General features: G+C 65.0%; 14 protein-coding genes and 1 tRNA gene. 9 read left to right on the top strand and 6 right to left on the bottom strand.

Translation table 11 applies throughout. The annotated features are described in order from the left end of the window. Positions 1–116: 116 nt before the first annotated feature. The 3 genes from RPS27_RS18905 to RPS27_RS18895 are packed head-to-tail and all read right to left on the bottom strand — an operon-like array spanning position 117 to position 3,186. A complete protein-coding gene (locus tag RPS27_RS18905; RefSeq protein WP_194405658.1) occupies positions 117–929 on the bottom strand; it encodes an enoyl-CoA hydratase/isomerase family protein in 813 nt (270 codons plus the stop codon). 15 nt (positions 930–944) lie between these two features. Further along, positions 945–2,105 (bottom strand): acyl-CoA dehydrogenase family protein, encoded by a 1,161-nt coding sequence (locus tag RPS27_RS18900; protein WP_211420044.1) that lies wholly within the window; start codon positions 2,103–2,105, stop codon positions 945–947. A 16-nt stretch (positions 2,106–2,121) separates the two neighbouring features. Beyond that, a complete protein-coding gene (locus tag RPS27_RS18895) occupies positions 2,122–3,186 on the bottom strand; it encodes an acyl-CoA dehydrogenase family protein (RefSeq protein WP_212065785.1) in 1,065 nt (354 codons plus the stop codon). Between the two features lie 238 nt (positions 3,187–3,424). Here RPS27_RS18895 and RPS27_RS18890 point away from each other — a divergent pair, with 238 nt between their 5' ends. After that, entirely contained in the window at positions 3,425–4,210 is a 786-nt protein-coding gene (locus RPS27_RS18890; protein WP_194405661.1) for an SDR family NAD(P)-dependent oxidoreductase, read from the top strand. A 55-nt stretch (positions 4,211–4,265) separates the two neighbouring features. On the opposite strand, the gene RPS27_RS18885 is transcribed toward RPS27_RS18890, so the two are convergent. Further along, entirely contained in the window at positions 4,266–4,538 is a 273-nt protein-coding gene (locus tag RPS27_RS18885; RefSeq protein ID WP_083636342.1) for a GlsB/YeaQ/YmgE family stress response membrane protein, read from the bottom strand. A 42-nt stretch (positions 4,539–4,580) separates the two neighbouring features. Then, a complete protein-coding gene (locus RPS27_RS18880) occupies positions 4,581–5,153 on the bottom strand; it encodes a YidB family protein (protein ID WP_211420047.1) in 573 nt (190 codons plus the stop codon). A 160-nt stretch (positions 5,154–5,313) separates the two neighbouring features. On the opposite strand from RPS27_RS18880, the gene RPS27_RS18875 reads away from it, so the two are divergent. Together RPS27_RS18875 and RPS27_RS18870 are read left to right on the top strand one after the other, a co-directional pair. After that, entirely contained in the window at positions 5,314–6,315 is a 1,002-nt protein-coding gene (locus tag RPS27_RS18875) for a 2-dehydropantoate 2-reductase (RefSeq protein ID WP_212065786.1), read from the top strand. A gap of 24 nt (positions 6,316–6,339) precedes the next feature. Further along, a complete protein-coding gene (locus RPS27_RS18870) occupies positions 6,340–6,543 on the top strand; it encodes a hypothetical protein (protein ID WP_211420049.1) in 204 nt (67 codons plus the stop codon). A gap of 93 nt (positions 6,544–6,636) precedes the next feature. Here RPS27_RS18870 and RPS27_RS18865 read toward each other — a convergent pair whose 3' ends face one another. Beyond that, complete coding sequence (locus tag RPS27_RS18865) at positions 6,637–7,263, bottom strand: hypothetical protein (protein ID WP_212065787.1); 627 nt, start codon at positions 7,261–7,263, stop codon at positions 6,637–6,639. A 263-nt stretch (positions 7,264–7,526) separates the two neighbouring features. Here RPS27_RS18865 and RPS27_RS18860 point away from each other — a divergent pair, with 263 nt between their 5' ends. The 6 genes from RPS27_RS18860 to RPS27_RS18835 form a co-directional block, all read left to right on the top strand. Continuing rightward, the gene (locus RPS27_RS18860) at positions 7,527–9,044 is read left to right on the top strand and encodes an AMP-binding protein (protein WP_212065788.1); all 1,518 of its coding nucleotides are present in this window, start codon (positions 7,527–7,529) and stop codon (positions 9,042–9,044) included. Positions 9,045–9,065: 21 nt separating this feature from the next. Then, on the top strand, positions 9,066–9,704 hold the full coding sequence (locus tag RPS27_RS18855) for an RraA family protein (protein ID WP_211420052.1): 639 nt from the start codon (positions 9,066–9,068) through the stop codon (positions 9,702–9,704). A gap of 27 nt (positions 9,705–9,731) precedes the next feature. Then, positions 9,732–10,103: a cupin domain-containing protein gene (locus RPS27_RS18850; protein ID WP_128923132.1), complete on the top strand. Its 372-nt coding sequence runs from the start codon at positions 9,732–9,734 to the stop codon at positions 10,101–10,103. 51 nt (positions 10,104–10,154) lie between these two features. Beyond that, positions 10,155–11,111: a tripartite tricarboxylate transporter substrate-binding protein gene (locus RPS27_RS18845; protein WP_212065789.1), complete on the top strand. Its 957-nt coding sequence runs from the start codon at positions 10,155–10,157 to the stop codon at positions 11,109–11,111. Between the two features lie 104 nt (positions 11,112–11,215). Further along, positions 11,216–11,292 (top strand) — tRNA-Arg (locus RPS27_RS18840). Positions 11,293–11,833: 541 nt separating this feature from the next. Next, the coding region (locus RPS27_RS18835; RefSeq protein ID WP_313754158.1) for an Ig-like domain-containing protein at positions 11,834–13,390 on the top strand (1,557 nt) is incomplete at its 3' end.

Genomic DNA, 13,390 nt, shown 5'->3' with positions numbered 1-13,390 from the left:
GCGAGACGGGTGAGCGGTCTCTCTCGGCGTGCACATCGCGAGAGGATCGAACGCGGAGAGAGACCCCTCATCCGGCGCTTCGCGCCACCTTCTCCCACAAGAGGAGAAGGAAGAAGCTATCGCCCCTTAAAATTGGCCGCGCGCCGTTCTTCCGTGGCCTTGACGCCTTCCTTGAAATCCTCCGTCGCACGCAACCTGGTCTGTTCGGCGAGCTCGTGATTGGTGGCGGCCATGACGCGGTCGGCGAGCCCGTTGCGCATGGTGGCGCGGGTGGAGAGCAGGCCCAGCGGGGAGCATTCGGCGATCTCGCCGGCGAGCTTCATGGCGGCCGCCTTGACCTGGTCCTGCGGCACCAGCTCGTTGGCGAGGCCCCATTTGTACGCCTCCTCGCCGGTGACGCGGCGGCTGGTGTAGAACATCAGCTCGGCGTTGTTCTTGCCGATCAGTTCCGGCAGCGTGGTCGTCAGGCCGAAGCCGGGATGAAAGCCGAGCTTGGTGAAGTTTGCGGAGAAGCGCGCCTCGGGGCAGGTGACGCGGAAATCGGCCGACACCGCGAGGCCCAATCCGCCGCCGATGGCGGCGCCCTGCACGGCGGCGACGATCGGCTTCTTGGCGCGGAAGATGCGTACGGCCTGGATGTAGAGATGGTTGATCGAGCCGAGGTTGTCGGCGGGATCGCCCTTCTTCTCGGCCTCGCGCGCCTCCTGAGCCTGCCGCGCCGGATCCTGGAAGTTGGCGCCGGCGCAGAACGCCTTGCCTTGCGCCGAGAGAACGGAGGCGCGGATCTCGATGTCGCGATCGAACTCGTCGAGCGCGTCCGCGATCTGGTTGATCAGCGAGATGTCGAAGAAGTTCAGCGGTGGGCGGCGGATCTCGATGGTGCCGACATGTCCGACCTTCTCGACGCCGATGTCTTTATATGTGCTCATGATGTCCTCGAAGGTTTAGCGCAAGCCCAAGCCGCGCGCGATGATGCCGCGCAGCACCTCGGTGGTGCCGCCCTGGATGGTGAGTTTCGGTGCGGTCTTGATCGCGAAGTCGAGCTGCCGCTCCAGGGTCTCGCGGTTGGTCGCGGTCTCCTCGACGAAGGCGGCGAGATCGCGGACGCGGTGCGGAAGCTGCTGCTCCCAGACCGTGCCGATATCCTTAACGATGGACGCCTCGACCACCGGCTCCTTGCCGGCTTCCAACATGCCGGCAACGGAGACCGACATGCGCCGCATGGTGTGGAGCTGCGCGACGAGCCGGCCGATGCCTTCGGCGCTGCGCGTGTCCGGGTTGGGGCCGACCGCGCGGACCAGCTCGGTCAGCACGTAATAAGTTTCGAGGAAGCGCTCGGGGCCTGAGCGCTCATAGGCAAGCTCGCTCGTCGCCTGCTTCCAGGCGCCGTCGACCTCGCCGAGCACGTGATCATCGGGCACGAAGAAATCGGTGAAGACGACCTCGTTGAACTCGTACTGGCCGGTGATCTGGCCGATCGGATTCACCTTGATGCCCGGCTGCTTCATCTTCACCAGGAACTGGGTCAGGCCGTGGCGCCGGTTCTCCTTGGTCGGCGGCGATGTCCGGAAGATCGCGATCATGTAGTCGGCGATGTGTGCCGACGAAGTCCAGATCTTGGTGCCGTTGATGCGATAGCCGCCGTCGGTCTTGGTCGCGCGCGTCTTCGCGGCGAACAGGTCGGAGCCGGAGTTCGGCTCGCTCATGCCGATGGCAAAGCAGATCTCGCCGCGGCAGATCCGCGGCAGGATCTCCATCTTGATATGTTCAGGGGCATATTTCAGCAGCACCGGCCCGCTCTGGCGGTCGGCGACGAAGAAGCGCCGCGTCGGCGCATTGGCGACACGCATCTCCTCGGTCACCACGTAACGTTCGAGGAAGGAGCGCTCCTGGCCGCCATATTTCTTCGGCCAGGTCATTCCCAGCCAGCCCTTGGCGCCGACCCGGCGGGAGAATTCCGGCGCGTCGGTGTCCTCGCGGTTGGGCTTGTGCGGATCGAAGGTGCCGGCGGCGATTTCCTCGGCGAGGAAGGCGCGCACCTCCTTGCGGAGTTGCTCGCACTTCTCGGGCAGGCGGATCGGATCGAAACGAAGGGCAGCAGTCATGTGTTTCTCTCCCTGATCAGCGCGACGCCACGAGCGGCCACAATTCGTCGGCGCCTCTGGTGGCGACCAGCTTGCCGAGCTCGACGGCCCAGTGGCTTTCCGAACCGAAATCGTCGCGCCAGGCCAGCGCCCGCAGCGAATAGCGGTGCAGGATGTGCTCCAGGGTGAAGCCGATCGCGCCGTGCACCTGATGGGCGATGGCGCCGCCCTTTTCCGCAGCTTCCGCGCAGCGGATCTTTGCGGAGGCGGCTTCGAGATAGACCTCGTCGTCAAAACTTCTGGCATTCGCGATGGCGTCGGCCGCCGAGGTCGCCGCCGCAAGCGCTGCGGCGGATTCGCCGGCGAGGCGGGCGAGGTTGTGCTGCACGGCCTGGAATTTCGAGATCTTCTTCTCGAAGGCGACACGCTCGTTGGAATAGCGCACGGAGATGTCGAGCATCGATTCCAGCGCGCCCGCGATCTGCAGGCTGCGCGCAACGCCGCCCATCAGCATCATCGTGGTCTGGTCAAAGCCCTTCGGCGCAGGCTTGAGCGTGACGGGCTGCACCTTGTCGAAGGTCACGGTGTCGCTGTGGTCGTAGCCGACATTGAGGTCGGATTCGATCCGGCCTTTGCCGGCATCGACCAGCGCGATCGAAATGCCGTCCTTGCCATGCGCCAGCACCGCAAAATGCTTGGCCGCCTTGGCAAAAGGCACGCCGCGCGCGCGGCCGGAGAGCGAGCCGTCGGCATCGAGGGTGATGCGATCCCGAGGGGAGGCCGGCAGCACCGTCATCTCACCCTCGGGTGAGGCGATCTTCGCCTGCGCCAGCAGCCAGCCCGCCAGCATGGTCTCGGCGAGGGGAACTGCGACCGCGAAGCGCCCGGCGGCGTTCAGCAGCGCAAAACCGTCGGCCAGGCTTGCGCCGGAGCCGCCGAGATCATCGGGCACCCAGGACAAGGGCAGGCCGGCTTCACTCAGCGCCTGCCACAGCGGCGCCTGCCACGAATTCTTCTTGTCGTTGTTGATGGTTTGCGGATCGGCGAGATCGGCGAAGATCTTCTCCGCGGTCTCGACGACGATGTTGTCACTCTCCGCCACAGCGTTCCCCGTGTTTTGCCGTTGGCGCGTCCGCCTGATCGAGCGACCCGCGCAGGTCTTCTTGCGCCCGATGATCCGAAAAAGCCATGGCCCTGACAAGCGTTGATCGCAGGTCAACCTGCGGCGCGGGCATGGGCACCAAGCTAATTCCGCTTAGCGGAGTTTGCTCGATTTGCAGGGCGCCGCAAACTCGCTAAACAGGACGCGAAAGATCAGAGCCACGGGGAAGGACATCAAGATGGCCAAGGACAATCTGTGCGCAATCGTGACGGGGTCGGCCTCCGGCCTTGGCGCGGCGACCGCCGAAATTCTCGCGCGCAGCGGCGCGCGGCTCGTCATCAATTACTCGTCGAGCAAGACCGAGGCCGAGGCCACGGCTGAGCTCTGCCGCAAGGCCGGCGCGGCGGAGGTGCTGGTCGCCCAGGGCGACGTCTCGAAGGACGAGGATTGCCGCAGGATCGTCGCGGCCGCCAGCGGATGGGGCCGCCTCGATATCCTCGTCAACAATGCCGGCACCACCAAACACGTGGCGCATGCCGACCTCGACGGATTATCGGCCGAAGATTTCCAGCGGGTTTATGGCGTCAATACCATCGGCCCGTTCCAGATGGTGCGCGCGGCGCGCAGCCTGCTCGAGGCCGGCGCGAAGGCCTCGGAGCGGCCCTCCGCCGTGGTCAACGTGTCCTCGGTCGCCGGCATCAGCGGCGTCGGCTCGTCGATCGCCTATGCCGCGAGCAAGGGCGCGCTCAACACCATGACGTTGTCGCTGTCACGCGCGCTGGCGCCGCTGATCCGTGTCAACACGGTGTGTCCCGGCTATATCGATACGCCCTGGTTCACCAAGGGCCGCGGCGAGGCCGGCGCCAAGCAGGTGCGCGACAGCGTCGTGGCGAAGGTGCCGCTCAAGGTCGCCTCGTCAGCGGAGGATATCGCGCAGCTCGTCTGCTTCCTGGCGATGCCGGCGTCCAGCAACATGACCGGCGAGGTCGTGCGCATGGATGCGGGGATGCATTTGATTACGTGAGGTGAAGCAACGTCATTCCGGGCTCGCGCGTCGCGCGCCCCGGAATGACGACAAGCTACCCCTTGATCACCCCGCTTGCCACCAGCCGGTGCCAGATGAACAGCACCACCACCGCGCCGATCGTGGCCATGATGAAGCCGGCGCCCTGGTCGGGGCTGTAATGGCCGATGGCCTGGCCGACGAAGGTCGCCAGGAACGCGCCGGCGATGCCGAGGATGGTGGTGAGGATGAAGCCGCTCGGATTGTTCGGCCCGGGCGCCAGCCAGCGCGCGATGAGGCCGGCAATGAAGCCGACGACGATGATCCACAACAGGCCGCCCATGCTCATGAGTGTGCTCCCCTTCCCGAGAACGCGTCGATCGAGTTTGGATTAAAGTCTGCCCGAGAGCTCGTTCTCGGTCGGCAGCCGCCCGTCCGGTGTCAGATGGTCGATCACCTGCGGAAGATACTGGCTGAGGCCGTTGAGCAGCTCCTCGCGCGACAGGCCGCTCTGGGCGGACAGGCTCTCGATCTGGTCGGCGCCGAGTGCGCTGGCGAGATCGCCCGGCGCGATCGGCTTGTTCTGACCCTTGCCGACCCAGGAATTCGCGGCGTCGCCGTGGCCGCCCTGCTGCAACTGGTTGAGGAGGTCGCCGAGGCCGCCGCTGAGCACGGTGCCGGCCGCGCCGCCTGCGAGCAGGCCGCCGAGGCCGCCCTTGAGCAAGCCTCCGAGACCGCCAAGACCGCCGTTATCGGCGGTGACCGGCGGAGGGGCCGGCGTCGGAGAGGGTTGCGGCGCCGTACCGGACTGGTTTGCGGTCATGTGCTTGAACGCCTTCCAGGCGAGCAGGCCGAGCAGCGCCATGGTCATCGGCGACATGCCGCCGGAGGACTTTTCGGAGCTCGGCGTGGAGGGGCCCCGCGGGCCGTTCTGCATGCCGTTGAGGACGTCGAGTAGACCCATGGTGCTCTCCTTTGGCGTCTCGTTCGGCGATCGCGCCGCTGACTGCCCCCGGGGCGAAAACATATGGGGCCGTCATGACCGTTACAAGTCGGATGCGACGCGATTGGTTGCCGGCCTCGCCTCTGCTATCGAAGGCCGTCTCGTTCAGGGAGCAAGCTAAGTGGTTGCGGATCGACCGATCGTGGTGGCCGGCGCCGGCGCCATCGGCTGTTTCGTCGGCGGCATGCTGGCGGCCGGCGGCCGCCGTGTCGCGCTGCTGGCGCGGCCGCGGGTGAAGACCGAGATCGAGCGGTTCGGCCTGCTTCTGACCGATTTCGACGGCTCCGAGAAGAAGCTCGGCGCAGGCCAGCTCGCGCTGTCGGAGGATCCCGCGATCCTGCACAGCGCCGGCATCGTGCTGGTCACCGTCAAGAGCGCCGACAGCGCCGATGTCGCGGATCAGATCGCGCGGCATGCGCCCGAGGATGCCGTCATCGTCTCGCTTCAGAACGGTGTCGGCAATGTCGCGGTGCTGCGCGAGCGCCTCGGTGGCCGTCGCGTGCTCGCCGGGATGGTGCCGTTCAACGTGATCGCAATGGGCGAGGGCCGTTTCCATCGCTCGACCTCCGGCGACATCCATATCGGCGAGGACGCCGAGAACACGGCAGCTGCGCTTTCGGTGCCGGGCCTCAGCGTGCGTGCGAGCCGTGACATCACCGGCGTGCAATGGGGCAAGCTGATCATCAATCTGAACAACGCGCTCAGCGCGCTGTCGGATATGCCGCTCGCCGCTCAACTGGCGAGCCGCGACTGGCGAAGATTGTTCGCCGACCAGATGGCGGAGGGGCTTGCCGCGCTGAAGGCCGCGCGCATCACGCCGGTCTCGGCGACGCCGATCCCGATGAACTGGTCTCCGGCCTTGCTGCGGCTGCCCGATGCGATCTTCAAAGCGATCCTGGGGCGGACCATGAAGATCGATCCCGAGGCGCGCTCCTCGATGTGGCAGGACCTGAAACACGGCCGCAAGACCGAGATCGACTATCTCCAGGGCGCCGTGATCGCGCTCGCCGAGCAGAACCATGTCGAGGTGCCGCTGATGCGCCGTATTGTTGCGCTGATCAGGGAAGCCGAGACGGCCGGCAACGGACCGCCGCGTCTGACGCCGCAGCAGATCCGCGGGTAGAGCTTGACGGTGATGGAGCATGCCATGAGGCATTGTCTGAAGATCGGGTTCGCGCTCGCCGCGCTCTGCGGCATCTCGACGCTTGCTCATGCGAGGCCCCCGACGGTCGTGACCTCGCCCGGCTATGACAGGCGCCTGCAGGAGAGCAGGTCGCAATTGGGTGGTCCGCCGACAGCGACGGCGCCGGTGGTCAAGCCGAAGCGCAGCAAGAAGAAGCACACGAACTGAGGCCACAGACTCCACTGTGGTCCCGGACCTGCGCTGACGCCTTTCCGGGACAACAGCCGAGTTTGCGGCGGCAGCGGAATGAAGCGGAGGAGCTCAGCTCTTCTTCGCCGGCTTGCTCGGCGCCGGGTTGAACAGCTTCTTCAGGTCGTTCAAGCTTTCCGACAGCCGCGGCCATTCGCAGGAGAAGGAGCCCTTGGTGCAGGGCGCGCCCTTTCGCTGGCCGACGTTCTGCTGCACCTTCGGCCGCTCGACCGGGACCGGCACGCGGACGCGTTCGGTTTCGGTCTGCAGCGCCACCTGCTGGAGTTGCCGCGCCTGTTGCTCCTGCTGCTCGCGCTGTTGGCGCGCGGTCGCCTGGGCGGCTTCGTTGTTGCGACGCTCCCTGGCGAGATAGGCGGTGTAGGCTTCGTCGATCTTCTTCTGTTCCTCCGGCGTCGGGTTGGGCCCGGCGATGTCGAAGGTGCGATCCTGCAGGAAGTCGTAATAGGAATAACCGCCGCCCGGCTTGCGGCGGCCGGCGAACTTGGCGTTGCAATTGGCGAGCGCGGAGGTCTTCTCGGCCTTGGTCGCGGCCCTCTCTGCGGCGTCGGCGCATTCCTCGAAGTCGACCGGCGCGCGCTTCCACCATTGCGCCTGGGCATGCGGCAGCGTCAGCAGAAGAACTCCTGCTGCGGCAGTGGGAAACAGCGCCGCACGACGCAATGCAATCACGGACGACATTCTACGAGAGCATTCCCTGGCAAACTCAACTCGAACTGAGTCGAGCCAGATTTTTGCCTCTTTATCGCCGGCTTGTCACCCGTGGAACCCGGGAATTTCATGTCTGGGATGCTGACATTTTAAGCTTGACGTGGCGCAGGAGTCACAGCGTCGTGTCGCCGGGCTGCTACACTTCGCCTCGCAGGCGCCGCACCTGAGGCGATGCCAGAATACGAAGAACACGAAATAAGAACAAGAACCAAGAAACGAAATGGAAACGCCCGATGCTGCTGCCCCTGTCCGACGTGCCGCGCTGGTACGCTGAACGCAAGCCACATGGCACGATCGCCGTCCGTCATGGGCAGGACACGCTGACATGGGACGAGCTCGAGCGCGGCGCCAACCGGCGCGCGCGGGCGTTCGCGGCCAAGGGCGTCAAGCCCGGCGATTTCGTCGCGATCGGATTGCCGAACGGCAACGCGTTCTTCGAGACCTCGTTCGCGGTGTGGAAGTGCGGGGCGACGCCGACCTCGCTGTCATGGCGGTTGCCGCGCGGCGAAGCCGCCGCCGTGCTCGACATTCTCAAGCCCGCGCTGGTGGTCGGCGGCGAAGCCGACTGGAACGCGCCAAACCGTCTGCCGGCGGATTTCGTGCCGGACGGATTTTCGGATGAGCCGCTCAATCCCCCGGTGGCACGCTATTGGAAAGCCATGACCTCAGGCGGCTCGACCGGCCGTCCCAAGGTGATCCTCGATCATCATCCGGCGGTGACCGACACCGTCGCCGTGCCGCCGCTCAACATTCCTTTCGGAGTCTCGCTGCTCAATCCGGGGCCGCTCTATCACAATGCGCCGTTCATCGTGTCGCATTACGCGCTGTTCACCGGCGGCCAGCTCACCGGCCTCGTCAAGTTCGACGCCGAGGAGACGCTGCGGCAGATCGAGCGCGAGCGCGTGCAATGGGTCAATTTCGTGCCGACCATGATGCACCGGATCTGGGCGCTGCCGGAACACGTGCGGAGCGCCTACGATTTGTCGAGCCTCAAGACCGTCTTCCACATGGCAGCTCCTATGCCGCCCTGGCTGAAGGAGAACTGGATCGCCTGGCTCGGCCCGGAGCGGATCTGGGAGCTTTATGGCGGCACCGAGCGGCAGGGCGCCTGCATCATCTCGGGCACGGAATGGCTGACGCACAAGGGCTCGGTCGGCAAGATCGGCGACATGGCGCGCTTGCGCATCATCGGCGAGGACGGCAACGACGTCGCGCCGGGCGAAACCGGCGAGATCTATTTCCTCAACAATGATGGTGCGGACGCGACCTATCACTATCTCGGCGCCGAGCCGAAGCGGCGCAGCGACGGCTGGGAATCGCTCGGCGATATCGGCAGGCTGGATGCGGACGGCTATCTCTATCTCGGCGATCGCCTCGCCGACATGGTGCTGCGCGGCGGTGCCAACATCTATCCGGCCGAGGTCGAGGCCGCCGTCTCCGAAGCGCCCGGCGTGCGCTCCTGCGTGGTGGTGGGATTGCCCGATCCGGAATTGGGTCAGCGCGTGCATGCCATCATCGAGGCGGACGACGGCGCCGACGGTCAGGCCATCGCCGACGGCATGGCGGACTTCCTCAAACAGCGGCTCAGCCGCTACAAGCACCCCGAGAGCTTCGAGATCGTCAGCGCACCGCCGCGCGATGATTCCGGCAAAGTCCGCCGCACCCTGTTGCGCGATGAGCGCGCGGCGTGGTTGAAAGAGGGGCGCGCCTTCCGGATCTGGCCGGCGAAGGCGCGGGCGCACGCCGAGTAAGACAAACGCGGAAGGACCGACATGACGATCACCATCGCAGCGAACAGCGTGCCGAAGCCGCCGGCCGAGATCATCGAGGGTTTTCGCGGTGCGCCGACCTCGGTCATTTCGGACAATCTCGCCCGGCTGCCCGGCGCAGTGGGTCTCAAGCCCTATCATCGCGGCGGCGCACTGGTGGGCACGGCCTTCACCGTGCGCACCCGTCCCGGTGACAATCTCGCCATCCACCGCGCACTGGAACTGGTTGGCCCCGGTGACGTCATCGTAGTCGATGGCGGCGGCGACGAGACGCGGGCGCTGGTCGGCGAGATCATGAAGAACATCGCGCAATGGCGCAAAGCCGAGGGCTACGTCATCGACGGCGCGATCCGCGACGTCGCCGCGTTCGCGGCCGACGACTTCCCCTGCTACGCGCGCGCGGTGATCCATCGCGGTCCCTACAAGAACGGCCCCGGCGAGATCAACGTGCCTGTCACGATCGGCGGCAGCGTGATCTCGCCCGGCGACATCGTGGTCGGCGACGAGGACGGCGTGGTGTCGTTTCCCGCCGCAGGTGCCGCAGCGCTATTGGAGGCCGTGCGGGCACAGGTGGCGCGCGAGGAGGAGACATTGAAGGCGATCCGCGAGGGCCGCTATCAGGGCTCGTATGGGAAATCCTGATCAAGGAAAAAGAAAGGGGAGGGCAGCGTGAGCCAGAAGGACGAATTCCACAACATCGACAATCCCGATGACGGCCTGTTCCGCGAGCTCGCCGCGGGAGTGACCACGCGCATCTTCTCCGGCGAGCAGGCGATGCTGTCGGTGGTGACGCTGGCGCCGCATGCGCAGGGCACGCTGCATCATCATCCCGAGGAGCAATGGGGCGTGCTGCTCGACGGCTCCGCCATCCGCGTCCAGGGCGATGAGGAGATTGCCGTGAAGAAGGGCGATTTCTGGCGCACGCCCGGCAACGTGCCGCACACCATGCGGGCCGGTCCTGATGGCGCCCGCGTGCTGGACATCTTCAGTCCGCCTCGTCCAGAATACAAGAAAGCGGGGTCGGGCTTCGGGACCACGTAAGAAGCGCCAAAGAGCAAAATGCCAGGCGCGAACCAAAAACGGGAGGGGACCATGACGATCACACGACGGGCGCTGCTCGCTGCGCCGGCCATTCTCGCAATCACGCCGGCCATGGCGCAGGCCGGCAAGATCACCCTGGTGGTGCCGTTTCCGCCGGGCGGCTCGACCGACGCGATGGCGCGGCTGCTGCAGGCCAGTCTGCAAACCAAGCTTGGCCGCATCGTCGTGGTCGAGAACAAATCGGGCGCCGCCGGCGCGCTCGGTGCGGCGCAGGTCGCCAAGAGCCCGGCGGACGGCACCTCGTTCCTGGTCACGTTCGATTCCCACGCGGTGATTCCGTCCATCCTCGACAAGCCGCCGGTGGACGTCGAGCGCGAGCTGATGCCGGTACTGCTCATCGGCACCGCGCCTTATGTGATCGCGGCGGGTGCCGACCGCCCCTACAAGAGCTTCGCCGACGTGGTGGCGGCCTGCAAGGCGAGCCCGGGCGCGGTGAAATATGCATCGGTCGGCATCGGCACGCTCGGCCATCTCGCCATGACCGTGCTCGGCAGCAAGGCCGGCGTGGAGATCATGCACGTGCCTTATCGCGGCGGCGGCCCGGCGATGAACGACGTGCTCGGCGGCCATGTCGATCTCATCGCGGGATCGGCGGCGCTGGTCGCCGCCCAGCTCGGCACCAACATGCTGCGTCCGATCCTGCAGCTCGGCCGCGAGCGGCTGCCCGCCCTGCCTGATACGCAGACCGCGATCGAAGCCGGCTTTCCCGATTTCGAGACACTGGCCTGGTGGGGCATCTTCGCGCCCGCGGGCACGCCGCCTGACATCGTCGCAGCCTTCGCGGCAGCGTCCAAGGAGATCCTGAGCGAGCCTGCGACCGCCGCCCAGCTGAAGGAGACGCAGCACATGACGCTGCTGCTGCAGGACGGCGCCGCCTTCAAGACCTTCTTCGACAAGCAGGTCGCCACTTGGGGCAAGGTGGTGAAGGATAATAATATCAGGGCGTAGGTGGCCGGCGGCGGTCCTTGCGCATTGGGCGCGGCGAGGGCTTCCGATCCTGTCGCCGCTTTGATATGTACACCCCCAGGCAACCCGCCTGATGCGGGTTCCGCGGTCCCGTAGCTCAGCCGGATAGAGCGACGGTTTCCTAAACCGTAGGTCGGAAGTTCGAGTCTTCCCGGGATCGCCATTCTTTCTCGTCCCTTGCCGGCCATTAGCTATCAGAATGAAGCGGATTCGCCCTGCCGGCACCGGATGGGCGACGCAATTGCAGGCATTTGGTCGCGGCTGCAATTGAGTCGGGCCCGCGACGTCATGGCCGTGTGGCTAACGACCCCCGGGCGGTGGCCCCGACTGGTGCGCGCAGTACGCCGCTGATGATTGGCGAAGCGAGGGCCGGCGACGTGAGGTCGCAACAAATATTAGTATGGACAGACATCACAACAGGTCGCCGCTCATTTAAATAACGCGCTCGATCGAGAATTTAATCCTGATCATTAGTTTTCAGTTCGGCGATAATATTAATTTGGGCGGCGGCAGGAATTGCGGCTGCGAGATTAAAAAACTCCATGCTCGGGTCAATGAATCGTCCCAAAAAAGGCGCGTGCGAATTCGAACACGCGGCTGATGGGGCGGCAAAGGACCAACTCAAGTTGGACTGAGCCGCGACGTATCGATCAGTATGCGCATGAAACTCAGTCTGCGCTGCATTGCTCAGGGGATGAACAAACATGGCAATTGCTGGATTTCCAGACGCGAATAGCACCGGTCTTCCTGATGGCGTTATCCTGACTCCATCGGGCGACGTAACTATCACTCAACCAGGTACCGTAATCGACGCTCTCGATGTCAAAGGCACCATTACGGTCCTGGCCGATAACGTCACGATTCAGAATACTCGCATCACGTCCAGCGATTGGACCGGAATCTGGATCAAGGATGGCATTACAGGAACTGTCGTCAAGGACAGCGAGATTTTAAACGTTGGAAGTAGCCCAGATGGCGCGAACGGCATCGTCGGGTCCGGCACATTCCTGCGCAACGACATCCATGACGTGGAGAACGGTATTATCGTCACCGGTTCGAGCCTCGTCCAAGACAATTATATCCATGATATGAATGCGCCGGATGTCCGTCTCGGCACGTCCTTGGGCGGTCCGCACTACGATGGCATTGAGATCGACGGCGGCGTTTCGGACGTCGTCATTCGGCACAACACGGTCATCAACGAGAACAGCTACGTCTCGGCCGTGATGATCAATAATGACTTCGGTCCGGTTTCCAACATTCAGGTGGACGGCAACTATCTTGCGGGGGGCGGCTATACCCTTTACTCCGATGGCAGCTTCAGCAGCACCGACAAGATTTCCGGCGTCTCGTTCACCAACAACGAGCTCGGGCAGGGCAAGTGGGGTTACTATTACTTCAGGGACAACACGCCCGTCCTGACGAACAACGACGAACTCGGCACGGGATGGCAGACGTCGTCTCCGACGACGCCCCCCTCAACGCCCGAAGTCCCGGCAGCGCCGACCATCGCATCCTGGTCACCCGATACGGGCAAGACGGGCGACGGCATCACGGACGCCAATCAGATCACTCTGCATGGCACCGCCACGGCTGGCAGCACCGTGAAAGTCTATGACGGTTCGACGCAGATCGGTACGGCGACCGCGACTGCGGCCGGAAGCTGGGACTATATCACCAAGGTCTTGACCGATGCTAAGCACACGCTGACGGCGACCGCGACCAACTCGTCGGGTCAAACCAGCGCGGCATCGGCTGCGGTGGCGGTCACCGTCGACACCAAGGCGCCAGCTGCACCGACGATCGCGAGCGACACCGTCAACGCTGCCAACCAAGTCGTTCTGTCGGGGGCTGCCGAAGCGAACAGCGCGATCAAGGTGTTTGACGGAACGACCCAGGTCGGGACGGCGACAACCAACTCGAGCGGTGCGTGGAGCGTCACGACGTCTGCATTGTCGGCCGGTTCGCACGCCCTGACGGCGAAGGCGACCGACGTTGCCGGCAACGTCAGTGCTGCGTCGACGGCCGTGGATGCGATCATTGGTTCTGGGACGACGGGCTCCACCGGCTCGGGCACGTCGGGCACGGGCACCACAGCGCCCGCCGCGCCGAAAATCGCCTCGTTCTCAAACGATACCGGCACTGCCGGTGATCACATCACGAGCGACAAGACGCTGACCCTGGCCGGGACTGCGGTTGCCAACAGCACGGTCAAGGTGCTCGACGGCGCCACCCAGCTCGGCACGGCCACGGCGGATGCG

The organism is Bradyrhizobium sp. WYCCWR 12699 (genome assembly GCF_032144035.1).
Taxonomy (GTDB): Bacteria; Pseudomonadota; Alphaproteobacteria; order Rhizobiales; family Xanthobacteraceae; genus Bradyrhizobium.
The sequence above is the reverse complement of the archived record's forward strand: the minus strand, read 5'-3'. Positions and strand labels throughout refer to the sequence as shown.